Genomic DNA, 25,690 nt, shown 5'->3' with positions numbered 1-25,690 from the left:
TGGCGGATGCGCCGCTGGACCCGCAGCACATCGGGCGTGCACGCGGGCGTTTGGCCGTGATTGGTCTGGGCCCCGGAGCCGCCGAGTTGATGGTGCCCGCGGTGAAAGCCGAGCTGGCGCGGGCCAATGATGTGCTGGGGTACGAGACGTACGTGCGCATGGCCGGGCCGTTCCGGGCTGACCAAGTGCTGCATTGCACCGACAACCGTGAAGAAATGCAGCGCGCGCGTCACGCCTTTGAACTGGCGGCGCAAGGTCGTTCAGTGGTGGTGGTGTCTTCGGGGGACCCTGGCGTATTTGCCATGGCGGCCGCCGTGCTCGAGGCGCTGCATGAGTCTACTGACCCGCAGTGGCACAACGTGGATCTGGAGATCTTGCCGGGCGTCTCGGCGTCGCTGGCCACAGCAGCCCAGGCGGGTGCGCCTTTGGGCCATGACTTTTGCGTGATGTCGCTGTCGGACAACCTCAAGCCCTGGAGCATCATCGAAAAACGTCTCGACCTGGCCTCCCAGGCCGACCTGGCTCTGGCGTTCTACAACCCGATCTCCCGTTCCCGGCCCTGGCAATTGGGCGTGGCACTGGAAATCGTCGCGCGGCATCGTACGCCGCAAACGCCGGTGGTACTGGGACGAGACATCGGCCGCCCCGGCCAGACGTTACGCGTCACCACCCTGGGGGAACTGACCCCGGAACAGGTCGATATGCGCACCATGGTTATTGTCGGCTCGTCCACCACCTGCACGTTCCCGCGAGCCGATGGCCGCGAGTGGGTATATACACCGCGTTGGTACGGCGACAAGCCTTGATCGTGTGAGTTAATTAAAGGGGGGGCTGCCTGTGCCTTGGCAGCCGATCGACCTTCTTTGGCCTCGTGACTTTTGGGTGGTTGTTTAAAAGATCACGAGGCCATGCTTTGGCAGGTGCTTATTCGGTTTTTTAAAGATATGAGAGTGTCTGAATATTCCTCAGTGTTTGTTAGTTAAGTCGCAGATGATTGTTGATAACGCTCATGCTGACCTGGGATATTGCCATTAAGTACTAGGTATATACTTTGAAATAAATGGCGCGCTTTGCAGGGGCGAGTATTCAAGAGGTGTGGGCGGTATATTGCTGAAAAAAAGTAATTGTTTAAGTTAAATTATTTCCTGGATTGTTGTCTTTCGTTGATCAGGTATGCAGTGGACGCTTGAGGCTGGTGTGTCTAAGGTTTCAATTGTCTGCATTCGCAAGACAATTAATTTAACGGCCATGATGGCTGCAGGAGTAAATGATATGGATATTAAAGATTTAAGTGATGAGGCCTGTGTTGAGTTTATTAAAAGCCTGGAGATCCCGGTAGTTGAGCCAGCGATACTGACTCGCTCTATCATGCTGACAGCTCGCTCCGGTATGGATATTAATGGTCCCGCTAAGAATGTTGATGGTAACGAGGGCAGCGCTTTTGTAGCCGGTAACAGCGTCGTCTCTTTTGTTGGAGGTTTGGAATCACAGCTAAAACAGGACGTAATGGATAGCGTGTTGTTTGCACAGTTGGCAGCAGATAAGAAATTCCCTAATAAAGACACGCATCGTGTTGAGCGATACAACCTGTATAACCAGATTCTATCGTACTGCGGTTGGACAACGACAAACGAGTCCATGCATAAAGTGACCGGTCTGAAGCAGAAATTTACTATGGACCAAATTGCGCTGGAAATAATTGCAAGTGTTGTGGGCCCAAATAAAGCGGTGCTGGAAATTGTGGCCATGGTCTTTGGCGCTCTGGCCAAAAGCCCCAAGGCGCTTAGTCTGTTTGAAAATCAGGCAAAGGGTGTTGATGCGGGTAATTTTCAGATCCTGCCATGTATCGCAACCAGCGATGGTGAAGTGATAATGATAAAAACCTGCATGCAGTTCAGTTCGTCAAAACGCGTGACCAAGGTTCTTTTTTGGGAGTGGAGTAACACCGATGTGAGCTTGTACACTGCCGCCAGTAATACAACGCTTAATCGGCGTCAGTATGGAGTCGTTCGTAATACTATTATGGAAAAGCTCGGTACTTCGGGGAAAAACTTTATTGAAAACATTGATATAGATATTTAACTCAGGCGCAGCAAGGAGTTTGTGGCGATGGAAGAGTCTAATAAAGTCTATGTCAATGCCGGCATACTCGCGATGTGCCTGCCCGGTACTGTGCTCACAGCGCAGCAGCAAGAAGACGTCATGAACTCGTTGTTGTTTGCGGAGTTGAGTGCTCGTGTAAAGCACCCGCTAGCACAGCACAATACGGAACGTGAACAGGCTGTTCAACGGATGCTGGATAACTTGTGCTGGATTCGTTTAAACCAACCTGGCGTTGTGTCGAAATCTTCACGGAGCTTGACGGTGGTTGATGTTGTAACGGCTAAAAGCCTGAGTATGTTTCCCTCTCGAGTCAGTTCAGGTTTTATTGAATTGTTAAAGAAGCTCAAGTTCTTGCCGTCTCAAAAAGCACTGAATCTTTGGCATGAAAAAACTGTCTCGCCCGTTCATTCTGATCATACGGCCAGCACTGATTGCCCAGTACCTGATGAGTTTAATGTGTGCGTTAAGTTCGCGATTTTAGATGCAGAAGGTGTTCTTCATACCTTGATGCTGGCGTTTACCACGCACACAAAACTACTAAGTAATTACCTTTCTCAGACGATCAAGATCGAAGAAAGTGCAGGGCTGCACGTCCAAGCCTACACCTATGAGCTAAATGCACAATGCTTCTCTCGTTTGCGTGAGTCGGTGGCTGAAAAACTGAAGATTAAAAAAAATCAGTACGTACTGCCTTGGGCCTGCTCTGCTGATGGCAAATGCCCTCCCGTCCTCACTCAACAAGGTCTTTGATAATGCTATGAATGCGAAAATGATTGGTAGCACGCTCACCTCTTTTGTCGGGGAAGTGTCCGAGGCCAGCAAGCAGGATATTCAAGACTGTTTGCTCTATGCGCAATTGTATGCCGACAGGGGAGGGGCTTCAGGGCCTTGGACGTGGTTGTCAAACTATCAATATGCTCTGTTTAGCATTGGCTTTTCGCTTAAGGCTTACATCGTTGAGCAGCCATTATTGATTTCGGATGCTCACCAAGTTCGCGATTACAAGGTGCAGGTAGCGGGTGTGGGTAGCTCTGAGCGCCTGGCCAATCTGCTGGGTGTTCTATTTGACAGTCTTCACCTGGAGCGCGATGCCTTAAGTTATTTGAATGAGCCGCCCATTACGTCACATGCCACCCACTATCAGTGTGCGCCGTGTGAGAGGACTCAGCAGGGTGAATTAGTGGTTTTTGTATGTGCTCTGCAACTCAGTTGTACGCCTCATGATAAGAACCCGGCACTGACCTTTGTACGTCTGAATTCAAAGGGTGGCCGTTTTCAATTTGATGCGGCTGCGTATGCAGCAATGAAAAATGAAGTTCAGGATGTTATTCGTGGTTTTACGAATACGATGATCCAAAACGTGGAGCTGTAAAAAGCACTGCCCATGGCTGTCAAGCATGGGCAGTGCCAATTTACTTAGGGCACCAAGTAGCCTTTTATCCCGGTAAAGATAATTTGCGCCGCCAGCGCGCACACGAATAGCCCCATCAAACGGCTGATAATCTGCAAGCCCTGCTCGCCGACAATGCGCTCGATCCTGTTGGACAAATACAGCACCAACCCGACGGTGAGGCTGGCCATGACAATACTGGTGATCGCCATCAGCTTGTCATCCCAGTGAGGCTGGCTGACGCCCATCACCAGCAACGCACCAATGGTACCGGGGCCAACGGTGATCGGAATGGTCAGCGGCACAATGGTGACGTCTTGCTGAACATTGTCGCTTTGCACGGCAGACTTGCCTTGGGCCATGCCCAGCGCCGAGATGAACAATACACTGCCGGCGCCAATACGGAAGGCATCCACAGTTATACCGAAAACGCTAAAAATCATGCGCCCGAACAGGTAGAGCAACACACTGGAAATCACGGTTGCCAGCGCTACTTTCCATGCCAGGCGGCCACGCTCCTTGTTCGAGTAACCGCGTGTCAGGCTGATAAAACACGACAGTACGAAGAACGGGCTGTAGAGCACCAGCATCTTCAAGTACACACTGAACAAAACATGCAGCATGGTCTGAGCTCACATCGCAGGAAGTCGTCGAAAGTCTATCAGGGGTTTGGCGGTCTGTCGGGCGGTGTTAAAAAGACCCTGCGGCTACAACGACACACTCTGTAGGAGCGAGCTTGCCTCGCGATCTTTTGACTTTAAAAGATCGCAGCCTTCGTGCCTCGGCAGCGACTACAACTGCCCTACGACGGCTGCGCCTGAGACTGTCGCAGCTCGCGCTGCACCACCCAATACTCGACCAGCTCGCGCAGTTGCGACAGTTCGACAGGCTTGGCCATGTGGCCGTCCATGCCGGCCTGGCGTGCGCGCTCTTTGTGCTCAGTCAGAATATGCGCGGTCAAGGCAACGACCGGGGTGCGGACGCGCTGGTGGCTGACTTCCCAGGCGCGTAATTGCTCGGTGGCTGAGAAGCCGTCCAGGACCGGCATTTCGCAATCCATGAGCACCAGGTCGTAACGCTGCGCTTTCATGGCCTGCAGCGCTTCTTCGCCGTTGGAGGCGGTGTCCGGGTGCAAGTTGAGTTTGCTCAACATGCCACGAATCACCTTGGTCGAAATGTTGTTGTCTTCGGCCACTAGAATACGGAAGTTGCTGGGCACGCTAAGGGGCGCTGATGGCCCGCTGCCCAATGGCGGTGTGACGCCAAGGCCGTTGTTGCGTTGGGTCAACTCGTCGGCCAAGGTGGTTTTCAGGGTATAGCCCGCCACCGGTTTGGCCAGGATGCGCTTGATGCCGCAGTTGCGCGCAATGATCTTGCTCGGCGCATTGCTGATGCCCGTGAGCATCACCAGCAAGATATCGTGGTTCAGGCTCGGGTCTTCTTTGATCTTGGCGGCCAGTTGCATGCCGGTCATGCCCGGCATGTTCTGGTCCAGCAAGACAATGTCGAAGTAGTCGCGCAAGTGCGCCTTGGTGCGCAGCAAGGCCAGCGCTTCTTTGCCCGAGGCGGCGGCGCTGACATTCAAGCCCCACGCCGAACATTGCTGCACCAGTACTTTGCGGCACGTGTCGTTGTCATCCACCACCAGCACGCGGGCGCCTTTGAGCGGGCTGTCCAGGTCGGAGGTGGGGTGCTCAAGCAGTTGCGGGTCCAGTGGCAGGGTGAGCCAGAAATTGGTGCCCTTGGTTTGCCCGGTCTTGATGCCGAACTCGCCGCCCATGAGGGTGATCAACTGGCGGGCAATGACCAGCCCCAGATGGCCGCCCAAACGGGTGGCGGCGAGGAAGTTTTTGCTGTGCAGTTCGGCGTGCAGCAGTGCCTCGCGCTCTTGCTCATCCATCGGCTGGCCCGAGTCTTGAACGGCAATGCGCAAGCGTGGGGCATCACTGCGTTCCTCTAGCGCAACCACGATAAGGATCTCGCCTTCGTCGGTTTTTTTCAGGGCGCTTTCCAGCAGGCTCAGCAGGGTTTGACGCAAACGCGTAGGGTCGCCATTGATCACCCGAGGTACTTGCGGCTGGATAAAGCTGATGAGTTCGACGTTTTGCTGCTCGGCCTTGGTGCGGAAAATACTCAGGCAGTCATCGATCAATGCATTCAGGTCGAACTGCACGTCGTCCAGTTCGATCTGCCCGGACTCCAGCTTGGAGATGTCGAGGATTTCGTTGATCAGCGTGAGCAGCTCGTTGCCGGCGCTGTGGATAGTTTGTACGTAGTCACGTTGTTTGACGGACAGCGGCGTGCCGAGCAGCAGCTCTGTCATGCCGAGCACGCCGTTCATTGGTGTACGGATCTCATGGCTGATCTTGGACAGAAACTCGGCCTTGGCATTGATCTCGGCGTTGCTGGCGGCGAGGTCGCAACTCAGGTTGAGCTGGTCTTCGGTGATGCTCCGCGTTCGTTCACTCAGCGCGATGCCCATCAGCAGGCCGCTGAGACACACCACCGCCATCAGGGCCAACACCAGCTCTTGCGGGGCGATCAGGGTCAGCCCCAGCAGGGCGGGCAGAATCAACAGGGTGCCGATGTTGAAAATGATCATGGCCACGACAAACAAACGAGCCGGCCGGTAACCCTGCTGCAAGTGGTAACTGGCAACCAGCAGGATGCTGAGGCTGGTCAGGGCGACCAGTATGTAGGTGGTCAGGTTCAGCGGCAGGCTGTTGAAGAACAGCAGCAGCAAGCCACACAGGCCTACGATCAGGATGTCGATCAGCAGCAGTCTATGCAGCGGGTGCGGCCCACGACTGGAGAAGAAGCTGTAGGTGAACATCAACCCGCACGGTGCGGTGAGGATCAGTGCCAGATAGGCGCCGGGGGTTTGCCAGCTGTGCCACTGCGGGAACCACGGGCTGAGCAAGTTTAAAAAGAGCGCCGAACTGGCCAGCAGCAAGGTCTCGCACAGTGCCAGCCACAGGCAACTGATGGTGCGTGTGAAGGCAAAGCGGATCAGGTTGTGCAGTACCAGCATGGCGATGCCGCCCAGCAGTAGCCCGTAGAGCAGGGTGGTGCCTTGGTCTGCTGCGAGGACAACGGCGGTACTGAGGGTAATGTGCGGGCGCAGTTGGTGTTCAGACTCCATGCGCAGGTAAACATCCAGAGGCTGATCGCTCTGGGGCAGCGGTAACAGGTAGTCGCTGCTGGACAGTGGTTTTTCGCTTTGTGGCAGGGTGTTGCCGGTGGTCACTTCGGTGATCAATTTGTGATCATCGAGGACATACAAATCAAGGCGTGAGAGATCGGGGGCGAACACCCGCAGGATCTGCTCATGCTGGTCGGGCTGTAAGCGGAACTTCAGCCACAGGGCTTCGCCGGGTTCGGCAGCCACCATGTTTTCAAGTTCGATGGAGGTGAACTGGCTATTCAATCGGGCTGAGCGCACATCGCTCAGTTGCAGGTCGCCTTGCGGGTCGGACAGCATGGACCAGCTGCCACCTGATGCGGCATGAGCCGGCATCAGGCAGAGCAGGGTTGTCAGCAGGCTGACAGTTATTCCTATGGCGATCCTAAGCCAGCGCACGGTGAAATCCCTTCGTCGATTGTTGCAAGTCGGTCACTATGCGCGGCGCTGGAAGAGTTAGGCAAGGCTGATCCATCCCCGTCTATCCATATGGATAGACTTGTTACTGGGATTCACCGCGTTCGCGTGCAATGGCTCGGTAGCCAATGTCATGACGGTAGAAACAGCCGTCCCACTCGATGGCTTTGGCCAAGGCGTAGGCTTGCTTTTGCGCCGCCTCAACCGTGTCGCCCATTGCCGTTGCACACAGCACGCGACCACCTGAGGTGACCACTTCGCCTGCTGCATTCAGCGCGGTGCCCGCGTGGAATACTTTACCTTCCAGTTTCGCTGCAGCGTCCAGTCCGTGGATTACAGCGCCTTTAGTGTAGTCTGCCGGATAGCCGCCTGCCGCCAGCACAATGCCCAAACTTGGACGTGGATCCCATTGTGCTTCAACTTTATCCAGCGCTTGGGCCAATGCGGCTTCAATCAGCAGCACCAGGCTCGATTGCAGACGCAGCATCACCGGTTGAGTCTCCGGATCGCCGAAGCGGCAGTTGAACTCGATGACTTTCGGGTTGCCGGCTTTGTCGATCATCAGACCGGCATACAGGAAGCCGGTGTAGACGTTGCCTTCTTCAGCCATGCCGCGCACGGTCGGCCAGATCACCTGGTCCATCACGCGCTGGTGAACTTCAGCGGTGACCACTGGAGCAGGCGAGTAAGCACCCATGCCGCCGGTGTTCGGGCCGGTGTCGCCGTCGCCGACGCGTTTGTGGTCCTGGCTGGTGGCCATAGGCAAGACGTTCTTGCCGTCGACCATGACGATGAAGCTGGCTTCTTCGCCGTCGAGGAACTCTTCGATCACCACTCGCGAACCGGCTTCGCCGAAAGCGTTGCCAGCGAGCATGTCGCGCACGGCGTCTTCGGCTTCAGTGAGGGTCATGGCGACGATCACGCCTTTGCCCGCAGCCAGGCCGTCAGCCTTGATCACGATAGGCGCGCCAACCTTTTGCAGGTAAGCCAGCGCTGGCTCGATCTCGGTGAAGTTCTGGTAATCGGCGGTCGGGATCTTGTGGCGAGCCAGGAAGTCCTTGGTGAACGCTTTCGAGCCTTCCAGCTGAGCGGCGCCAGCGGTCGGGCCAAAGCAATCCAGGCCACGGGAGCGGAACAGATCAACCACACCGGCTACCAACGGGACCTCTGGACCAACGATGGTCAGGGCAACGTTCTTCTCGGCAAAATCAGCCAGTTGCTCAAGGGCCAGCACGTCGATAGCAACGTTTTCGCACTTGGCTTCAATGGCGGTGCCAGCGTTGCCGGGGGCAACAAATACTTTAGCGACACGCGGGTCCTGAGCTACTTTCCAGGCCAGTGCGTGTTCACGGCCACCGCTGCCAATGATCAAAACATTCATTTCAAAAACCTCAAAAATCTGTGGGAGGCGCTGCAAACCTCTGTAGGAGCTGACGAGTGCAACGAGGCTGCGATCTTTTCAAAACAGAATCAAAAGATCGCAGCCTGCGGCAGCTCCTACAGGGGGAGCGGTGTATCAGTGACGGAAATGGCGCATGCCGGTGAATACCATGGCAATGCCCGCTTCGTCAGCGGCGGCGATTACTTCGTTGTCGCGCATCGAGCCACCTGGCTGGATAACTGCAGTGATACCGGCTTTGGCAGCGTTGTCGATGCCGTCACGGAACGGGAAGAATGCGTCCGATGCCATGACTGCACCTTGTACCTGCAAGCCAGCGTGCTCAGCCTTGATGGCGGCAATGCGCGCCGAGTTTACGCGGCTCATCTGGCCTGCGCCCACACCGATGGTCTGACGGCCTTTGGCGTAAACGATGGCGTTGGATTTAACGTACTTGGCCACTTTCCAGGCGAAGATCAGGTCGTTGATCTCTTGCTCGGTCGGTGCGCGCTTGGTCACCACTTTGAGGTCTTCGCTGCCGATCATCTGGATGTCACGGCTTTGCACCAGCAGGCCGCCGTTGACGCGTTTGAAGTCCCAGGCCGGTGCGCGCTCTGCGCTCCACTCGCCGCAGGCCAGCAGGCGCACGTTGGCTTTGGCGGCCACGATGGCGCGGGCTTCTTCGCTCACTGACGGGGCGATGATCACTTCTACGAATTGACGCTCAACGATGGCCTTGGCCGTTTCGGCGTCCAGCTCACGGTTGAAGGCGATGATGCCGCCGAACGCCGACTCGGTGTCCGTCGCGTAAGCCAGTTCGTAGGCCTGACGGATGCCGCCTTCGTTGTCCGGGCTGACCGCCACGCCACACGGGTTGGCGTGCTTGACGATCACGCAAGCCGGTTTTACGAAGCTCTTCACGCACTCCAGCGCAGCGTCGGTATCAGCTACGTTGTTGAACGACAGCTCTTTACCTTGCAGTTGGGTCGCGGTAGCGATGCCGACTTCGGCAGGCTTGGCCTCAACGTAGAACGCCGCGCTCTGGTGCGGGTTCTCGCCGTAGCGCATTTCTTGCGCCTTGATGAACTGGCTGTTGAAGGTGCGCGGGAACTGGCTGCGGCCTTCGGTGCTGAGGGTTTCAGCCGCCTGGTTCACGGTGCCCATGTAGTTGGCGATCATGCCGTCGTAGGCGGCGGTGTGTTCGAACGCCTTGAGCATCAGGTCGAAACGCTGTGCGTAGGTCAGGCCGCCAGCCTTGAGGTTTTCCAGGACGTTGGCGTAGTCGCTGGCATTCACCACGATGGCCACGTCTTTGTGGTTTTTGGCGGCGGAGCGAACCATGGTCGGGCCGCCGATATCGATGTTTTCGATTGCGGTCGGCAGGTCGCAGCCTGGCTTGTTGATGGTGGCTTCGAACGGGTAGAGGTTAACGGCCACCAAGTCGATCGGCTTGATGCCGTGCTCGTTCATGATGTCGTCGTCAATGCCGCGACGACCGAGGATACCGCCATGGATTTTCGGGTGCAGGGTCTTCACCCGACCGTCCATCATTTCCGCAAAACCTGTGTAGTCCGCCACTTCAACAGCGGCAACACCGTTGTCTTGCAGCAGCTTGAACGTACCGCCAGTGGAGAGGATCTCGACGCCGAGGGCTTCCAGTTCACGGGCGAAATCAAGGATTCCGGTTTTATCGGAAACGCTGATTAGAGCGCGGCGGATCGGCAGGCGGGTAGTCTGATCGGTCATCTCGATTTCCATCAAAAGCAAAGGAGTCAGCAAAAAAGGCGGCCTGTTTTATCAGGACGCCTTTCAGGTTTGATTGAATGCTTACAGCAGATCGTACTGTTTGAGCTTTTTGCGCAGGGTGCCGCGATTGAGTCCCAGCATCTCGGAGGCCTTGGTCTGGTTGCCCTTGACGTAGTTCATGACGCACTCGAGCAAAGGGGCTTCGACTTCGGAAAGCACCAGGTTGTACACGTCCGTGACTTCAGCGCCCTCCAGGTGGGCGAAATAATTGTGCAGCGCCTTTTCGACACTCCCGCGAAGGGTCTGACCTTCTTCGCTCGGCGTATTGAGGTGCTGTTTCAAATTGACGTTGTCGCTCACGGGCGTTGTTCCACTCACTAATGTCTCGGTCATCATCGTCATGCGGCCACCCATCCTTCGTCCCCTGTCCCCAGGCTCTTATGTCGTTCGGCGAAAAACGCCTGAACGTTGGCGCATTGTGCTTCCGTATCTTCCAAACGATTGAAGTGGGCGCGAAACTCCTTGGCGCCCGGCAAGGTTGCGAGATACCAACCGACATGCTTGCGGGCAATACGTACCCCCAATACCTCCCCATAGAAGGTGTGCAGTGCGGCCAGATGCTCTAGCAGAATACGTTCCACTTCGGCCATTTCCGGTGCCGGCAACAGCTGGCCGGTACGCAGAAAGTGGTCCACTTCGCGGAAAATCCAGGGCCGCCCTTGAGCCGCCCTGCCTATTAACAGTCCATCAGCACCGGTGGCGTGCAGCACGTGCCGGGCTTTATGGGGTGAATCGATGTCGCCATTGGCAAACACCGGTATCGACACGGCCTGCTTGATCGCGGCAATGGTGTCGTACTCGGCCTCGCCGGTGTACAGGTCTGCACGGGTTCTGCCGTGCACGGCCAGCGCTTGAATACCGGCCTGTTCGGCGATTTTTGCCACCGTGAGGCCGTTCTTGTTGTCGCGGTCCCAGCCGGTACGGATTTTCAGGGTTACCGGCACATCAACTGCGGCCACAACGGCCTGCAGGATCTCGTTCACCAATGCTTCGTCTTTCAGTAACGCGGACCCGGCGGCCTTGTTGCAGACCTTTTTGGCCGGGCAACCCATGTTGATATCAATAATCTGTGCGCCCAGTTCCACATTGGCCCTGGCGGCGTCTGCCAGCATTTGCGCATCACCGCCGGCGATCTGCACCGAGCGGGGCTCGGGATCACCGTCGTGAATCATGCGCAGGCGCGATTTACGACTGTTCCAGAGACTCATGTCACTGGTCACCATTTCCGACACAACCAGGCCCGCGCCCATTCGTCGGCAAAGCTGACGAAAGGGTTGGTCGGTGACACCCGCCATAGGGGCGAGAATCAAACCGTTTTGCAATGTGTATGGGCCGATGCGTACCGCCGACATAGGACTTCCCTGTTGTGGGGCCGGATCTGGGGAGTTCGAAAAAGGGTTGGCATGATACCCGCTCTCGATGACTGGATAAAGACGAAATTGGATGATTTTTGAACAATAGAGGCTGAAAGCCAGCTTTCAACCGGCCATAAGCTTCGAGCTACAAGCTGCAAGAAGAGGCAAATCTGCTTTTAGGTTCAAGCTTGCGGCTTGAAGCTTGCCACTAAAAGCGCAGCGCGCTCATTCCGGGGAATGAAAACTCAGGCTGTAATTCACCGCTTTCGGGCCCGGATCCAAGATGTCGAGGGCAATGTGGATAGGCGTTTGCGGCGGCATTTCGGCCTTGCCAGTCAGGTCGCCGCTCAGGTATTCGCCGGGTTTGAAACGGCGGCTGGCGATCATTTTGCCGTTCAGGTCGGCAAAACGCAGCTCCAGCAGCGGGTAGGGCTGGGAAAACGGCGCGCGGTTGTAGAGGATGGCGTCCACCACCAGCGCACCGGCGAATTCCGGGTGGCTGCGCACCACCAGATTGCTGCTTTTAATGCGGTCTATATCGACCTTGGAAGGCACGCTGCAGCCGATTTGCGGGCACAGTTGCTGGAAGAGCGGCCGGTATTGGTCCTGGCGAGCCAGTTCATCGAAGTGATACGCGATGTATTGCCCGGCCAGTGCAACGGCGGCCAGCAACACCAAGAGCGTCCAGAGCAGGCGCTTGCCCCACGGCGAGCGGCGTTTTTGCCAGTCCAGGTGCAACGGGTCGTCTACCAGGTCCAGCAGGACGTCGTCGCGCACACCCGGTTCGCTGCGTGTGCGTTTGTCTTTGGTCGCCGAGGCAGTGGCCAGAGGCTCATCGTCCTCGTCGTCATCCACCGCAGACAAATGCTCGCCGCGCAGCTCGGGTTCATCGTCGTCATCTTTGCTGAGCCTGAGCGGCGGCGTGTCGTCGGGCTCGTCGATGTCCAGCGACAGCGATGGCTCGGTGCGCCCGGTTTCAGCCGGTTCGATGTCGTCTTCGACGGCCTTGACCGCGAGTGCTGAGGTTTCGGCACGTTCTGCTGCGGACTCACTGAACAAGCTGCCTGACCATTGGCTTTCGTCGGCGTCGCTGGTGTCGCGGCGAGCGCTTAGCGCACTGGTTTTGGCTTTTTGCGACTGACCGAAACTTTTGCTGGGCTGAATCTCCCGTTCTTCAAGCTTGGCCAGCTCTTCGTCCAGGTCCAGGTGCTCAAGGTCCAGCTCGGCCACTTCCCAATGCGCCGGGCTGATGGCCTTGGGCGCAGCAGGCGGCTCAGCGGCCACAGGTTCTGCAACAAGTGGCGCCACAGTTGTAGGCAACTGCTCTGTTTCGGTGCCTTTATTCAGCAGTTGCTGTGCGGCATTGAACACTTGCAGGCAGGAACCACAGCGCACCACGCCGCGGGCCATGCTCAATTGAGCATGGCTGACACGGAAGCTGGTTTGGCAATGTGGGCACTGTGTAACGAAGCTATCGCTCATGCGGCCATCCGGGTTAAGCAGGCTTGTATTCTAGCGTCGACGACCGCTGATGCGCACCCAGCCATCGCGGTTGGCGATAGGGTCCAGATCAAAGTCTTGAGCGTAGGCAGCGGCGACGTCTTCACCTTGCTCGGCGAGGATGCCGGACAGTGCCAGACGGCCGCCGGGCTTGACCAGGCTGGACAGTTGTGGGGCCAGGGCAACCAGCGGGCCGGCCAGAATGTTGGCGACCAGCACATCGGCCTGCACCTGCGGCAGGTCTTCAGGCAGGTACAGCGGGAACAGCTCTGGCGCTACGTTGTTGCGCCCGGCGTTGTCGCGCGAAGCTTCCAGTGCCTGCACGTCGATGTCGGTGCCGACGGCTTGCTTGGCGCCCAGCAACAGCGCAGCGATGGCCAAAATGCCCGAGCCGCAGCCGAAGTCCAGCACGTCGCAGTCTTTGAGGTCCTGGCCGTCGAGCCATTCCAGGCACAGCGCGGTGGTCGGGTGAGTGCCGGTGCCAAACGCCAGGCCCGGATCCAGCAGCAAGTTCACGGCATCAGGCTCGGGAGCAGCGTGCCAGCTTGGGACGATCCACAGGCGCTGACCAAAACGCATGGGTTCGAAATTGTCCATCCAGCTGCGTTCCCAGTCCTGGTCTTCGATGACTTCGGCGTGGTGTTCTGGCAATGGCGAGCCGGTCAGCAGCTCCAGATGGCGCAGCACCAGCTCGGCTTCGGTACCGCCTTCGAACAGGGCCAGCAAATGGGTGTGCGACCACAGCGGCGTGGTGTTGAGTTCAGGTTCAAAGATCGGCTGATCTTCGGCATCCATAAACGTTACCGAAACGGCACCGACTTCGAGGAACGCGTCTTCGTAGGTTTCGGCTTGTTCTGGGCTGATGGCGAGGCGTACTTGCAGCCAAGGCATGGCGGGCACCTTTGAAAAATAGGAATGTGCAGCCGGAGGGGCTGCGAGAAACGCGCCAGTTTACGCGAGCGCAGGCCTCCCTGCTATGGCAGGCCATCTGTAGGGGCGGGCTTGTTTCAACATAAACCCTGATAAGGCGCAGCTTGTAGTCGCTGACGAGGCACGAGGCTGCGAAGCGGGCCACTTGGCAATCCATCGCAGCCTCATCCTTCGGCAGCGACTACAAGATTTCTGCGGTGCAAGGGCGTCCTAGGCGCATTCGCGCAGGTATTTGATATTGGGATGATGGCGTTTATGGAAGCGTCCTACATACCGTGAGCACCAATCTGGGCACTCTCTTCCTGATTACTGTGTGTGAGGTTCATTCATTCTATGACTGGGCTTCATGGTTCTCAGCCGTGCTCCCTTTAGGGGCTATGCAAAAGGAGAGGCTTATGGCCCGGGGCTATTTTATTGGTCTGGACGACAAAACGACCTGCGGTGGCAAGGTGCTGGAGTCAGACCCTGGCATTACGTGGAATGGCATTCAGCATGCCCTTGAAGGCCACTTGGTCAGCTGCGGGCAGGACGGTAAGGCCTACCCGATCTGTGGCGGTGTGGATGGTTTTATCAGCAATGGCCGGCGGGTGGCTGGCACGCTGGACAGCCGCAGCGGTTGCCCCTGTCAGGCCGAACTGATTGCCTCTGTGACCGTGCATTCTTATGTCAGCGACTCAGCCCCGGCATTTAAGGGCGGCTTGTTCGCCGCGTCGCAGCCCATGCCCGCCACCCTCAGCACAACGTGCGACGAGCGTTTTCAGTTGCTCAATCAACGTGGCTTGCCCTTGGGGCAACTGGGGTATGCCGTGCTGCAAAACGACCACTGTATGGGTTACGGCACACTCGATGCGCAAGGCCATACCTGCTCGTGCTCCAGCGATGGTCCTGAACAATTGGGTATCGCCATCAACGCCCCGTCACCGGTTATGGAGTAAGCAGCATGTCCTTGAATGATTTTCAGCGCACCAACGCTGCAGGGCCGGACGCCTTGTATCAACTGCCGCAGGCCAACTCGCACACCTACAGCCCCACCGATACACCGGCCAAAAAAGTGGTCGTGCAGAGCCTTGCCCTGAGCCGCTTGCCGGGCGCCATGCGCTCGATGGGCTGGCATACGGCAGCGGCCTTGATGCAGCGCTGGTTTGACAGCCCGGCGTGGGCGATGCCGGAGGCGTGGAAGGATTCAAGTACTCTACCAAACCCGCTAAGCCTGAAACCCGCTGAGTGCGATCAGAGCATCGTGACGATGGAGTGGGCAATGGGGTTTGAGCGCTGTCGTGAGGCTGTGGAAGTTGCAGAGTCTTTGCTTACGACTCCAAATGCGCTCATAAGACTACAAAAGTTGCTTAAGAGCGTTGGTTGGAATGGTGAAGGGACTAAGGCGCTGGGATCGTACTCAATGTCAGCCCTCCAAATGGATGCTTTTTCTCAAATTAATTTCGTTAAATTTGGAGAAGTATGGAATTCGCTCGATGACATGTACGGTGCTTTAGGTAAAGCGATTTTAAAAGTTGGCGTAGTCGGTGAAGCCTTTACGGAGATAAACCCGGTAACCAAACAGCTCCATTATCTATTTCATGTGGAAAAAGTTGGCTTCTATATTCGCGATAATTACGACTTCAATGGTCTGCAATATCTGGGCACCTGGACAGAAGATCGTGTGCTGACCAAGGCAGAGACCGCTTTTACCTTGAGCCTTCATGGTCAAGTTGTATTGCGTCTAAAGGAGGGTCCTTTTGCTGCAGTCACCAATGGTGATTTTCGCGACTATCGTGAAAAAACAGGCAAAGGCGGCGACTTCATAATTTATTCAGATGTACTCTGGAGAAAATCTGGGCAAGTCATTGATCTTGGGGAATGGGTGTGAAGCCAGCCTCACGACGGATAGCCTTTTTCATGGTTTTTATCTGTATTGCCGGAGTGATATGGGAGGCTTCGCAATGGTGGGAGAAAGGCTTGGCGGAGCGTTTGGGTGATCCTGAAATAAGCCCCGGCGGTTGTTATCGGGTTGAGAGTTTCAAACCTTTTTGGGTGCTACCCAATATTTTTCATAGGCGACCGGATCCTAATGAAGTCCACTCACCAGAGTGGTTTCCGTGGTGGGGATATCCAGGTTTTTTTCGCCTGTACGATCATCGCACTGAAGAATTGATCTCAGAAACCAAGGTTCATGACTGGGATTCGATCGTTGAGAAGGTGAGTTGGGGAGGTGGTTCAGGTCAGGTGAGGTCCGGCATGATTCGTATCGGGCCCAACCTTCCCGACTGCATAGGCGATATCCCCGGAAAAATGAGGCGCGAACAATGAAGCCCAATTCGCGACGCATCGCCTTTTTCGTAGCCTATATCACCATTGCGGGCGGGTTATGGACCGCTTCGAGCTGGTGGGAAAGAGGATGGGCTACTCGACTGGCTACCGATAGCGTCAGCCCCGATGGCTGTTATCGAGTCCAGAGTTTCAAGCCCTATTGGGTTCTTCCGAATATCTTTCATCGTGAGCCTGATGTTAATGGCGTTAATTCCCCTGCGTGGTTTCCCTGGTGGGGTTATCCAGGTTTTTATCGTCTTTTCGATAATCGCAGTGGCGAGTTGATTTCAGAAACCAACATCTATGATCTGGAGTCGGCAGGAGGCGGGCTCAGTTGGGGTGAGGGTTCTGGCTATGTGATGGCCGGTTTGATCATCATCGCCTCCAACCTCCCTGATTGCACAGGCGATAACCCCGGCAAAACCAGGCGCAAGCCATGACAGCCATGACGCCCTCCATCGTTTCTACCCGGCCTGAATCAATTTAGTAGGTACCCAAAAAACTGGCACCCCAGACACAACAAAGCCGCTCGAAAGCGGCTTTGTTGAGCAGGATACAAACTTACTTGTTAGCCAGTTTGTGTTCCAGGTAGTGAATATTGACGCCGCCTTCGCAGAAGCCTTCGTCATTCACCAGGTCGCGGTGCAGCGGGATGTTGGTTTTGATCCCGTCGACCACGATTTCGTCCAGCGCGTTACGCATGCGAGCCATGGCTTCGTCACGCGTCGCCCCCCAAGTGATCAGCTTGCCGATCAGGGAGTCGTAGTTGGCCGGAACCTTGTAGCCGCTGTACAGGTGCGAATCGACGCGAACGCCGTTGCCGCCCGGTGCGTGGAAGTGCTTGACCATGCCTGGGCTCGGCATGAACGTTGCCGGGTCTTCAGCGTTGATCCGGCATTCCAGCGAGTGACCGTGAATGTTCACGTCAGCCTGGGTGAAGGACAGCTTGTTGCCTGCCGCAATGCTCAACATCTCTTTAACGATGTCGATGCCGGTTACCATTTCGGACACCGGGTGCTCTACTTGCACACGAGTGTTCATCTCGATGAAGTAGAAACGACCATTTTCGTACAGGAACTCGAAAGTACCCGCGCCGCGGTAGTTGATGTCAACGCATGCCTGAACGCAGCGTGCCAGAACTTCCTGGCGAGCCTTTTCGTCGATGCCCGGTGCTGGCGCTTCTTCCAGAACCTTTTGGTGACGACGTTGCAGCGAGCAATCGCGGTCGCCCAGGTGGATCGCGTTACCCTGGCCGTCGGAAATAACCTGGACTTCCACGTGACGTGGGTTGGTCAGGTATTTTTCCAGGTAGACCATCGGGTTGCTGAACCAGGCGCCGGCTTCTTCGCGGGTCTGCTTGGCGGCTTCGATCAGGTCTTCTTCACGGTGCACAACGCGCATGCCACGACCACCACCGCCGCCAGCGGCTTTGATGATCACCGGGTAGCCGACTTCACGGCCAATGCGCAGTGCGGTTTCAGGGTCTTCCGGCAGCGGGCCGTCAGAGCCTGGAACAGTCGGTACGCCCGCCGCGATCATGGCGTGCTTGGCCGATACCTTGTCGCCCATCAGGCGAATGGTGTCAGCCTTCGGGCCGATGAAGGCAAAGCCGGATTTCTCGACTTGTTCGGCGAAATCGGCGTTTTCAGCCAAGAAGCCGTAGCCCGGGTGAATCGCCGTGGCGCCCGTCACTTCGGCTGCCGCGATGATCGCCGGGATGTGCAGATAAGACAGGTTGGCTGGTGCCGGACCAATGCAGACGGTTTCGTCTGCCAGACCCAGGTGCATCAGTTCCTTGTCGGCAGTGGAGTACACCGCGACGGTCTTGATGCCCAGTTCCTTGCACGCCCGCAGGATGCGCAAGGCGATCTCGCCGCGGTTGGCGATCAGGACTTTTTCCAGCTTCTGAGGCTTCAACATCGTTGGCTCCCCGTGGTTCAAACGATGGTGAACAGCGGTTGGTCGAACTCAACCGGCTGACCGTTTTCTACCAGGATGGATTCAATGACACCGGCTTTTTCAGCGGTGATGTGGTTCATCATTTTCATCGCTTCAACGATGCAAATGGTGTCGCCGACTTTAACGCTCTGGCCCACTTCTACGAAGGCTGGCGACGTTGGCGCTGGCGTGCGGTAGAAAGTGCCGACCATTGGCGACTTGACCACAAAGCCGTTCAGTTTTGGAGCAGCAGGTGCTTCAGTCACGGTGGCAACCGGCGCAACAGCCACTGGCGCAGCAGCCGGAGCTTGTTGCATTGGTGCTGGTGCGTAGAACTGTTGAGCTGGGGTCTTGCTGTGGCGGCTGATGCGTACGGACTCTTCGCCTTCTTTAATTTCCAGCTCGTCGATGCCGGACTCTTCCAGCAGTTCGATCAGTTTCTTGACTTTACGGATATCCATGAATCGTCAACTCCCAATGGGTTGGTCAGGGGCGTTTAGCTTGTAGTTCAAGCTGTTCCAGGGCGGCCTCCAAGGCCAGTCGATAACCGCTGGCGCCAAGGCCGCAGATCACACCTACCGCAACGTCGGAGAAGTAGGAGTGATGGCGGAAAGGTTCGCGTTTGTGCACGTTAGACAAATGCACTTCGATGAATGGGATGCTCACCGCCAGCAGCGCGTCACGTAATGCCACGCTGGTGTGGGTAAAAGCAGCCGGATTGATCAAGATGAAATCCACCCCTTCATCGCGGGCCGCATGAATCCGGTCGATCAATTCATACTCGGCATTACTTTGCAGGTAGAGCAAATGGTGACCGGCGTCGCGAGCCCGCTGCTCCAGATCCTGATTGATTTGCGCCAGGGTAGTCGCGCCGTAAACGCCCGGTTCGCGGGTGCCTAGCAGGTTCAGGTTGGGGCCGTGCAGAACCAGAAAAGTCGCCATCTGCTGTTCCTTGTAATGTGTGCGCAGTGATCAGTGCCGGGCGACTATGCCGAAAAGCTGAATCAGTGTCCAGTTGTGTACAAAAGCCAGCACGATGACCGATGTTCGCGAAAAGTTTGTGACCAAGGCTCTAGATCTGGTCATTCGCGTTCGCGACACGTTCGGCGAAGTCCGCTGCATTGATCTCGCCAATGACCCGTTGGTCACTTTTTTCCTGGCCATTTTTGCCGAAGAACATCAGCGCCGGTGGGCCGAACAATTGGTAGTGATCGAGCAGGGCACGCTGCTCGGCATTGCTGGCGGTCATGTCGAAGCGCACCAGCCGATAACCCTTGAGCAGGTCCAGCACACGCGGGTTGTTCAGCACTTCATGCTCAAGCACTTTGCAACTGATGCACCAGTCGGCATACCAGTCCAGCAACAGCGGCTGGCCAGCCGCCTTGGCCTCGGCCAGTACGCTGTCGAGCTGGGCTTTGGTGCTGATGGTTTGCCAGTCACCCGCGGCTTGCGGTGCGCCGGTGATGCTGGCGTTGCTCGTGGTTGCAGGGCCCAGAGGGTTGAACGGATCACTGTGACCGCTTAATGCGCCGAACCAGCAGGCCAGCGCATACACCAGCAGAAACAGCCCGAGCAATTGCGCCAAACGTTGGCGTGGGGCTTTGTAGATGAACTCGAGGGTGCCCAGAAACAGGCTCACACCGGCCGCCAGTACACCGATCAACAGTAACGTCAGCGGGCCGGGCAGTACCCGGCTAAGCAAGCCGATCGCCAGACCCAGCAGCAGCACGCCGATGGCGTTTTTCACTGTGACCAGCCACGGCCCGCTTTTCGGCAGCCAGGCCGCGCCGCCAGTGGCCACTAACAATAGGGGGGCGCCCATGCCCAGGCCGAGGGCGAACAGCTTAAAGCCGCCGCCCAGCGCATCGCCGCTGGCGCTGATATACAGCAAGGCCCCGGCCAGCGGGGCCGATACGCACGGCGATACCAGCAGGCTGGAGACCACGCCCAGCACCGCAGCGCCCCACAGCGAACCGCCCTGGGTGCGATTGGCGACGCGGTCCAGGCGGTTGCTGAGGGCCTGCGGCAACTTGAGTTCGAATACCCCAAACATCGCCAGGGCAAAAACCCCGAAGAGCAACGCAAAGGGCACCAGCACCCACACCGATTGCAGGCGGGCCTGCAAATTCAGTTGTGCGCCGAACATCCCCATCAAAGCGCCCAACAGCGCAAAACAGGCCGCCATCGGCAGCACGTAGGCCAGCGACAAACTAAAGCCACGCAGCCCGCCAACCTGGCCGCGCAACACCACGCCCGACAAAATCGGCAGCATGGGCAGCACGCAAGGGGTAAAGGTCAGGCCCAGCCCGGCGAGGAAAAACAGCGCCAGATCGCGCCAGTTCCACGACGTTGCGGGCGCATTCGTGCTTTCAGTGGCCGTTGGCCCCGGTGTGCCCTCAATGCTCAGGCGTTCGGTTTCAGGCGGGTAGCACAACCCCTTGTCGGCGCAGCCCTGGTAGCTGACCACCAGGGTAAACGGGCGTTGATCGTTGGCCGGGCGCGGGATGTCGACATCGAGAATGCCGTGATAGACCTCCACGTCGCCAAAGTACTCATCGTGTTTTTGCTCGCCTGCGGGCAATTGCGGTGTGCCCAGCGCGATGTCAGCCGGCTCGGTTTTGAAGGCAAAGCGATGGCGGTAGAGGTAATACCCTTCGGTCGGCACAAAGCGCAGTTTGATCGTATCGGGGCTGCTGTCGATCAGGTTCAGCTTGAAGGCTTCGCGCACCGGCAAAAAATCGGCACTGTTATTGATCGCCCCCAAGGTTGCGCTGGGGCGCGCGTCCAGCAGGCCCGTGGCCATGACCGGCAGGGTAAACAGCAGGCAGAGAACAAAGAGCAGGCGGCGCATAAGAATCTCGCTGATAAAACGTGCGGGCATGATAACGGAGTGAGCTGGCGAATCGTGAAGGTGGGGGCTTTTTGATCATCAAGATCAAAAGATCGCGAGGCAAGCTCGCTCCTACAGGGGGCGGGGGTGGGGTTTGGCCGGGAGGTCTTTGATGATGAATTTCAAGTCAACGTCATTGCGTTTATAGACCCATGAAAGACGTCGGTCGGTGCCTTTTTCACAGGCTTTATCCATGACGCCAACCAAAATGATAGTAATGCTGATGCCTTCTTCCATGGGTAGTTCGCATTTCACTTGTTCATACTTCAACGCCCCCAACGGCTGATAGGTGAAGTCGCCGGTACTTTTAAAGGCATGTTTTTTTAAATCACCGAGCGCCACGTTAGAAGTCGCCGGCAGTGAAATAAAACGCAGTACAGCGCTCAAGGCTTCAGCCTCAGGCAGTTCATACGAGGTGGCCGCAAGCGGCAGAATCAGGCACGGCCGCATGTTCTGGCGGTCAGGCGCGCAGGGGTAACCGGCAGGATAGTCAATAATGACGGCTATATAGCGCGACTGGTTTTCAATGTGCAGCGTTGCGCTTTCACTGAGCGGCAAATACAGAGCAAACACTAGAAGAATGGTTTGTCTCATGGCGCACCTGTTGATGTCGTACAGGAAACAGCCTGTTTAAGCGCTGCCTAATACAACATCAATTTAATATCACTCCTGACAGCAATAGATACTGTCAGAAGTAACAGGTACACCGTCTTCAGGGTTGATTCATACCCGAAAGGCTTGCACCGCGGTATTAAGTTCGCTCCCAAGTTGCAACAGTTGCTGGCTTTGATTGCGGGCAATACCGATGCGTTGCAAGTTGTCGTCGCCTAATAAATGGATGCGCTCACTGTGATCGCGGATCTCACTCACAGCGCCGCTTTGTTGCGCAGTGACGTCGGCGATACGCACCGCCGTGTCGGAGATGGTGGTAATGGCGCCGACAATTTCATCCAGTGCGCCATCGGCGTCCTGGGCCTGTTGTGCGGTGGCTTTGGCATGCTCCACCTGCGCGCGCATCCCTTCAACCGATTGGCGCGCCGCCAGTTGCAGCCCGGCAATCAGGTTCTGGATTTCGTTGGTCGCGCCTGCGGTGCGTTGTGCCAGGGAGCGGACTTCTTCGGCGACCACGGCAAAGCCACGGCCCATTTCGCCCGCACGGGCGGCTTCAATGGCGGCGTTGAGTGCCAGCAGGTTGGTCTGGTCAGCGATAGAGCGAATCACCGTGAGGACGCCGCCAATGGTCGCTGACTCTTCAGCCAGGCGCTCGACCGTCTGCGCGTTGCCTTGCACTTCGCCTACCAGTGCGTGAAGGCCGGTGAGGCTTTGCCCGATCACTAATTGCCCTTGCGTCACGGCGGCACCGGCACTGCGGCTGGCGTTTGCGGCCTGGCTGGCATCGCCGGCTACTTGGGAAATAGTCGCTTCCAGTTCACCCAGGGCGTCGCGAATTTGCGCGGTGTCACCGGCCTGACGCTCGGCGCCGCCGTGCAAATCGGTGCTCAGTTGCGCCAGGGTCTGGCTGCTGCCCGCGACTTGCTCGGCGTTCAGGCGGATGGTGCCCACCAGGTTCACCAGATAAGCCCGCAGGCGATTCAGTGAAGCCTCGATGTCATGCAGTTCGCGGTTGGTTTTGCCCAATTGAATGTCGCGGCTGAAGTCGCCTTCGGCCCAGGTCGAGAGCATTGGCGCCAGATAGGTCAGCACCCGCGCCAGCTTGCGTTGCAGGGTGTCGATCAACAGCGCAATCAGCAGGATCAGGCCAATCATCAGGCCTTGCATGAGCCGTACTTCGTCTTGAATCTGCCCGTGCTGGGCGCGGACCACCGGCTCCAGCTCGGCAATGGCGTGTTGCACCGCGTCCAGCTTGCGGTGCGTGGTGGTACTCAGTTGGGTGCGTTGTTCGATCTGCGTCTGGGTGCGTTTAAGCTCGGCCGGGTAGCGGCTCAGCAGGTTGTTCAGCTCCCGCTTGAGGTTGACCCCGGCATCTTCGGTCTGGGTGCTCTGATTGGCTTCGAGGCCCATCATTGCGGCGAAGTCGTCATTGCCCGAAGTGCTTTTGCTGCTGACGCCGAGCAGGGGCAGGGCGTCGATTTGCTGTGCCTGGGCCTGGATGCTGGCCAGTTCGCGCTCTACGTCACCGGCCAATTCACTGCGCCCGCTGCTGACCAGTTTGTCGCGGTTCAATGACAGCTTGGCCAGGTGCAGCGAGGCGGTCATCAGCGGCGCTAAATAATGCGGGGCTTCAGGGGTGTTGGCTTCGCTGGCGTATTGGCTGAGTTGTTCGAGGTTGGCGGCCAGTTCGCGCTCGGCTTGCAGCAACAAGGCTTGTGGGTCGCCGGCCAGTTTGCCCGCTGCCAGCAGTTCGGTATTACTGAAGCTATTCAGGTTCTCAAGGCTGGGTCGCACGGTCTCGGCCAGCGCCGGTGGCAGCGGGGCAAGCTGGCTTTGGAGTGTCTCCAGGGCGCTGTTGGCTTCGCTCAGGCGCACCGCATCGCCGCTGGCCAGGTAGTCTTCAATGTTGCGGGCGACCTGGTTTTGAAAGTGCTGCGACAGGCTCAAGTAGCGCTCCATCAACAGGTACGGGCGCTCCAGCGCCTGTTGCGACCACCATAAAGTAGCGCCCAGCGCGAGGCACACGGCGACCAGCAACAGGGTGTTGAGGTTGGTTAGCAGCTTCAGACGCATAAGAGATTCTGCCTACTACGCAGTGAGAAGCGGCTGAAGTTATTGCATTTAAGTTACAGCGATATGACGAGCCGGCCTGGCTCGGCATAAATAGTGGCGATTAGCCTTTATCGAGTGAAGCGTTGCACCTGATTGCGGCCATTGTTCTTTGCGAAGTACAGCGCTTCATCGGCCTGTGACGCCATTTTCAGGCTGTCGGACTCGCCGTGCAGCTGCACCACGCCTGCACTGAATGAGCACCACAGATCGTTTGGCTGGGCCGGGTAGTGGATTTCGCTAAAACGCTGGCGAATCATGTTGAGCACGTTGTAGGCCGACTCTTGATCGGTGTCGGGCATGACAATCGCAAACTCTTCACCGCCATAGCGGCCAATAAAGTCGGTCTTGCGCAGGCGCTGCTTGAGGTACAGGGCGAGGCTCTTGATCACGCGGTCGCCCATGGGGTGGCCGTAGCAGTCATTGACCCGTTTGAAGTGGTCAAGGTCGAGCATCGCAAAGCTCAAAGGGCGATTTTCACGGCGGGCGCGGAAGGTGCAGTCTTCGAGCAGTTGCAGGATGTGCGTGTGGTTAAACAGCCCGGTCAGGCTGTCGCGGACCATGCGCGCTTTTAAATGCCGGGCCCGGGCGGCGCGATTGCGCACGGTGGTGATGAGGTGGCGTGGCTGGATGGGCTTGGTCAAAAAATCATCACCGCCCTCGCTCATGGCGTCGAGCTGTTTGTCCATGTCGTCTTCGGCCGACAGGTAAATGATCGGCACGCTGACGTAGCGATCATTGTGGCGAATGACTTTGGCCAGCTCGGTGCCGGTGCAGGTCGGCATGTACATGTCGAGGATGATCAGGTCGGGCTGAAAGTCCGCCAGCTCGGCCATGGTTTGAATCGGCTCGGTCAGCGTGCGGGTGATGATCCCGGCGCTGTTGAGCAGGCGTTCGGTGTGCAACGCCTGCGCCCGCGAGTCGTCGATGATCAGCACTTTATACGGTTCGTACTGCGCCACGCAGGTCAGCACCTCGATCTTCTCCATCAGGCTGGAGACTTCGAGGGTGCCGGTCAAAAACGCTTGCCCCCCGGCGCGCACGGCGGCCAGGCGGGTAGGGGTGTCGGTTTCATGCTGGCTGAAAAACAACAGCGGCAGCTTTTGCTCAAGTCCGACCTGGACCTCTTCAGCCAACGCCAGGCCCTGGTTGGGGCCAGCGAAATCGACCTCTATTACGATGGCCGCCGGGTGGCGCTCGATCATGGCCTGACGAAAGGCGCCAGGGCTGTCAAAGGCCACGGCACTGAGTTCAAAAAACTCCAGTTGCGTGCTAAGGCGCTGAGCGCGTTCATGGTCTTGCAGAAGGATGTAGATCGGTTTGCGCAGCGGCGGCAGGGCGGTGTGCCCGAGTTGATCGCCGTGGCGCAGGCCGGTGCGTGACAAGCGTTGCATCAGCCGGTTGAGTTCGGTGATCAACGGGCTGCTCAGTCGGCCGCGATTGTCGGCCACCTGTTGCAGCACCGCGTCGGTGGCCTGTGACAGTTCGCTGTGCTCGGGTTGGTCGAAACGCTCGGCAAAGCGTAGCAGGCGCAGATTGGCTTCGCTGAATTCAGCGAGGCCTGCGGGTGACCATTCCTGAGTCTGCATGCGCTGCCAAATTTCAAGAATCTGACGGGCCTGGTGCGTAACGCGCTGGGCGAAGTGGTGCTTCAGGCGTTCGTGGCTGAGGTCTTCGTGCTCGGTCATATCCTGGCTGCTGGGTAAGGGGCATGCTGGGGTCGAGTGATGGCTCTATGCTAGCACCTAGTGTTGGCTTGATCCGGTCTTACCTT

Annotated in this window: 23 protein-coding genes; 8 read left to right on the top strand and 15 right to left on the bottom strand. The window is 57.4% G+C overall.

Annotated elements, in window-relative coordinates; genetic code table 11:
* From cobJ to GHO25_RS19030, 4 genes are all read left to right on the top strand, one after another.
* On the top strand, positions 1–806 hold an 806-nt coding region (gene cobJ, locus GHO25_RS19045; RefSeq protein WP_153391774.1), incomplete at its 5' end, for a precorrin-3B C(17)-methyltransferase.
* A 367-nt stretch (positions 807–1,173) separates the two neighbouring features.
* Positions 1,174–2,082 carry a hypothetical protein gene (locus GHO25_RS19040; RefSeq protein WP_153391772.1) on the top strand — a complete coding sequence of 303 codons (909 nt, stop codon included), beginning with the start codon at positions 1,174–1,176 and terminating at the stop codon, positions 2,080–2,082.
* 27 nt (positions 2,083–2,109) lie between these two features.
* Positions 2,110–2,853 carry a hypothetical protein gene (locus GHO25_RS19035; protein ID WP_153391770.1) on the top strand — a complete coding sequence of 248 codons (744 nt, stop codon included), beginning with the start codon at positions 2,110–2,112 and terminating at the stop codon, positions 2,851–2,853.
* 7 nt (positions 2,854–2,860) lie between these two features.
* On the top strand, positions 2,861–3,475 hold the full coding sequence (locus GHO25_RS19030; protein WP_153391768.1) for a hypothetical protein: 615 nt from the start codon (positions 2,861–2,863) through the stop codon (positions 3,473–3,475).
* Between the two features lie 44 nt (positions 3,476–3,519).
* On the opposite strand, the gene GHO25_RS19025 is transcribed toward GHO25_RS19030, so the two are convergent.
* From GHO25_RS19025 to prmA, 8 genes are all read right to left on the bottom strand, one after another.
* Positions 3,520–4,116: a MarC family protein gene (locus tag GHO25_RS19025; protein ID WP_048366516.1), complete on the bottom strand. Its 597-nt coding sequence runs from the start codon at positions 4,114–4,116 to the stop codon at positions 3,520–3,522.
* A 179-nt stretch (positions 4,117–4,295) separates the two neighbouring features.
* Positions 4,296–7,073, bottom strand: coding sequence for a hybrid sensor histidine kinase/response regulator (locus GHO25_RS19020; RefSeq protein WP_178110146.1), 2,778 nt, complete (start codon positions 7,071–7,073; stop codon positions 4,296–4,298).
* 103 nt (positions 7,074–7,176) lie between these two features.
* Positions 7,177–8,472 (bottom strand): phosphoribosylamine--glycine ligase, encoded by a 1,296-nt coding sequence (purD, locus tag GHO25_RS19015; RefSeq protein ID WP_153391766.1) that lies wholly within the window; start codon positions 8,470–8,472, stop codon positions 7,177–7,179.
* A gap of 135 nt (positions 8,473–8,607) precedes the next feature.
* Positions 8,608–10,215 (bottom strand): bifunctional phosphoribosylaminoimidazolecarboxamide formyltransferase/IMP cyclohydrolase, encoded by a 1,608-nt coding sequence (purH, locus tag GHO25_RS19010; protein ID WP_048366513.1) that lies wholly within the window; start codon positions 10,213–10,215, stop codon positions 8,608–8,610.
* Positions 10,216–10,296: 81 nt separating this feature from the next.
* Positions 10,297–10,617, bottom strand: a complete 321-nt coding sequence (fis, locus tag GHO25_RS19005) for a DNA-binding transcriptional regulator Fis (RefSeq protein WP_019408796.1) — start codon at positions 10,615–10,617, stop codon at positions 10,297–10,299.
* Positions 10,614–11,627, bottom strand: a complete 1,014-nt coding sequence (dusB, locus tag GHO25_RS19000) for a tRNA dihydrouridine synthase DusB (protein ID WP_048366512.1) — start codon at positions 11,625–11,627, stop codon at positions 10,614–10,616. The genes fis and dusB overlap by 4 nt, the downstream gene beginning before the upstream one ends.
* Before the next feature lie 228 nt (positions 11,628–11,855).
* Positions 11,856–13,112: a DUF3426 domain-containing protein gene (locus GHO25_RS18995; protein ID WP_048366511.1), complete on the bottom strand. Its 1,257-nt coding sequence runs from the start codon at positions 13,110–13,112 to the stop codon at positions 11,856–11,858.
* Between the two features lie 30 nt (positions 13,113–13,142).
* Positions 13,143–14,021 carry a 50S ribosomal protein L11 methyltransferase gene (gene prmA, locus GHO25_RS18990; RefSeq protein ID WP_048366510.1) on the bottom strand — a complete coding sequence of 293 codons (879 nt, stop codon included), beginning with the start codon at positions 14,019–14,021 and terminating at the stop codon, positions 13,143–13,145.
* A 434-nt stretch (positions 14,022–14,455) separates the two neighbouring features.
* Here prmA and GHO25_RS18985 point away from each other — a divergent pair, with 434 nt between their 5' ends.
* Genes GHO25_RS18985 through GHO25_RS18970 form a run of 4 tightly spaced genes read left to right on the top strand, consistent with a single transcriptional unit; the run spans position 14,456 to position 16,807 of the window.
* Positions 14,456–14,995, top strand: a complete 540-nt coding sequence (locus GHO25_RS18985) for a PAAR domain-containing protein (RefSeq protein ID WP_082148596.1) — start codon at positions 14,456–14,458, stop codon at positions 14,993–14,995.
* A 5-nt stretch (positions 14,996–15,000) separates the two neighbouring features.
* Positions 15,001–15,927, top strand: coding sequence for a DUF6402 family protein (locus GHO25_RS18980; RefSeq protein ID WP_153391764.1), 927 nt, complete (start codon positions 15,001–15,003; stop codon positions 15,925–15,927).
* A complete protein-coding gene (locus tag GHO25_RS18975) occupies positions 15,924–16,367 on the top strand; it encodes a hypothetical protein (RefSeq protein ID WP_048366950.1) in 444 nt (147 codons plus the stop codon). The genes GHO25_RS18980 and GHO25_RS18975 overlap by 4 nt, the downstream gene beginning before the upstream one ends.
* On the top strand, positions 16,364–16,807 hold the full coding sequence (locus GHO25_RS18970) for a hypothetical protein (RefSeq protein ID WP_153391760.1): 444 nt from the start codon (positions 16,364–16,366) through the stop codon (positions 16,805–16,807). Before GHO25_RS18975 ends, GHO25_RS18970 begins: the two co-directional genes overlap by 4 nt.
* A 121-nt stretch (positions 16,808–16,928) precedes the next feature.
* Here GHO25_RS18970 and accC read toward each other — a convergent pair whose 3' ends face one another.
* The 7 genes from accC to GHO25_RS18935 form a co-directional block, all read right to left on the bottom strand.
* Positions 16,929–18,287 carry an acetyl-CoA carboxylase biotin carboxylase subunit gene (gene accC / locus GHO25_RS18965; protein ID WP_048390888.1) on the bottom strand — a complete coding sequence of 453 codons (1,359 nt, stop codon included), beginning with the start codon at positions 18,285–18,287 and terminating at the stop codon, positions 16,929–16,931.
* A gap of 17 nt (positions 18,288–18,304) precedes the next feature.
* Entirely contained in the window at positions 18,305–18,766 is a 462-nt protein-coding gene (gene accB / locus GHO25_RS18960; RefSeq protein ID WP_048366506.1) for an acetyl-CoA carboxylase biotin carboxyl carrier protein, read from the bottom strand.
* A 25-nt stretch (positions 18,767–18,791) separates the two neighbouring features.
* On the bottom strand, positions 18,792–19,247 hold the full coding sequence (aroQ, locus tag GHO25_RS18955; RefSeq protein WP_003439222.1) for a type II 3-dehydroquinate dehydratase: 456 nt from the start codon (positions 19,245–19,247) through the stop codon (positions 18,792–18,794).
* 130 nt (positions 19,248–19,377) lie between these two features.
* A complete protein-coding gene (locus GHO25_RS18950; protein WP_153391758.1) occupies positions 19,378–21,156 on the bottom strand; it encodes a protein-disulfide reductase DsbD in 1,779 nt (592 codons plus the stop codon).
* Between the two features lie 111 nt (positions 21,157–21,267).
* Positions 21,268–21,789: a hypothetical protein gene (locus tag GHO25_RS18945; protein ID WP_153391755.1), complete on the bottom strand. Its 522-nt coding sequence runs from the start codon at positions 21,787–21,789 to the stop codon at positions 21,268–21,270.
* A 129-nt stretch (positions 21,790–21,918) separates the two neighbouring features.
* On the bottom strand, positions 21,919–22,878 hold the full coding sequence (locus tag GHO25_RS26960) for a methyl-accepting chemotaxis protein (RefSeq protein ID WP_372240950.1): 960 nt from the start codon (positions 22,876–22,878) through the stop codon (positions 21,919–21,921).
* A 1,109-nt stretch (positions 22,879–23,987) separates the two neighbouring features.
* Complete coding sequence (locus GHO25_RS18935; RefSeq protein WP_048366502.1) at positions 23,988–25,604, bottom strand: diguanylate cyclase; 1,617 nt, start codon at positions 25,602–25,604, stop codon at positions 23,988–23,990.
* Between the last annotated feature and the right edge of the window lie 86 nt (positions 25,605–25,690).

This window comes from Pseudomonas sp. FSL R10-1350, assembly GCF_009600525.1.
In the GTDB taxonomy this organism is placed as follows: Bacteria; Pseudomonadota; Gammaproteobacteria; order Pseudomonadales; family Pseudomonadaceae; genus Aquipseudomonas; species Aquipseudomonas helleri.
Note: the sequence above shows the minus strand (reverse complement) of the source record. Positions and strands in the feature narration are given on the sequence as shown.

Bases quoted from the DNA above. Each gene is read 5' to 3' on its own strand.
- GHO25_RS19030 (WP_153391768.1), top strand. From the start codon at position 2,861: ATGAATGCGAAAATGATTGGTAGCACGCTCACCTCTTTTGTCGGGGAA.
- prmA (WP_048366510.1), bottom strand. From the start codon at position 14,021: ATGCCTTGGCTGCAAGTACGCCTCGCCATCAGCCCAGAACAAGCCGAA.
- GHO25_RS18995 (WP_048366511.1), bottom strand. From the start codon at position 13,112: ATGAGCGATAGCTTCGTTACACAGTGCCCACATTGCCAAACCAGCTTC.
- purH (WP_048366513.1), bottom strand. From the start codon at position 10,215: ATGACCGATCAGACTACCCGCCTGCCGATCCGCCGCGCTCTAATCAGC.
- GHO25_RS19025 (WP_048366516.1), bottom strand. From the start codon at position 4,116: ATGCTGCATGTTTTGTTCAGTGTGTACTTGAAGATGCTGGTGCTCTAC.
- dusB (WP_048366512.1), bottom strand. From the start codon at position 11,627: ATGTCGGCGGTACGCATCGGCCCATACACATTGCAAAACGGTTTGATT.
- GHO25_RS18950 (WP_153391758.1), bottom strand. From the start codon at position 21,156: ATGCGCCGCCTGCTCTTTGTTCTCTGCCTGCTGTTTACCCTGCCGGTC.
- GHO25_RS18935 (WP_048366502.1), bottom strand. From the start codon at position 25,604: ATGACCGAGCACGAAGACCTCAGCCACGAACGCCTGAAGCACCACTTC.
- GHO25_RS18980 (WP_153391764.1), top strand. From the start codon at position 15,001: ATGTCCTTGAATGATTTTCAGCGCACCAACGCTGCAGGGCCGGACGCC.
- GHO25_RS26960 (WP_372240950.1), bottom strand. From the start codon at position 22,878: ATGCTCTCGACCTGGGCCGAAGGCGACTTCAGCCGCGACATTCAATTG.
- GHO25_RS18970 (WP_153391760.1), top strand. From the start codon at position 16,364: ATGAAGCCCAATTCGCGACGCATCGCCTTTTTCGTAGCCTATATCACC.
- accB (WP_048366506.1), bottom strand. From the start codon at position 18,766: ATGGATATCCGTAAAGTCAAGAAACTGATCGAACTGCTGGAAGAGTCC.
- purD (WP_153391766.1), bottom strand. From the start codon at position 8,472: ATGAATGTTTTGATCATTGGCAGCGGTGGCCGTGAACACGCACTGGCC.
- GHO25_RS18945 (WP_153391755.1), bottom strand. From the start codon at position 21,789: ATGAGACAAACCATTCTTCTAGTGTTTGCTCTGTATTTGCCGCTCAGT.
- GHO25_RS19040 (WP_153391772.1), top strand. From the start codon at position 1,174: ATGCAGTGGACGCTTGAGGCTGGTGTGTCTAAGGTTTCAATTGTCTGC.
- aroQ (WP_003439222.1), bottom strand. From the start codon at position 19,247: ATGGCGACTTTTCTGGTTCTGCACGGCCCCAACCTGAACCTGCTAGGC.
- GHO25_RS19035 (WP_153391770.1), top strand. From the start codon at position 2,110: ATGGAAGAGTCTAATAAAGTCTATGTCAATGCCGGCATACTCGCGATG.
- GHO25_RS18985 (WP_082148596.1), top strand. From the start codon at position 14,456: ATGGCCCGGGGCTATTTTATTGGTCTGGACGACAAAACGACCTGCGGT.
- fis (WP_019408796.1), bottom strand. From the start codon at position 10,617: ATGACGATGATGACCGAGACATTAGTGAGTGGAACAACGCCCGTGAGC.
- accC (WP_048390888.1), bottom strand. From the start codon at position 18,287: ATGTTGAAGCCTCAGAAGCTGGAAAAAGTCCTGATCGCCAACCGCGGC.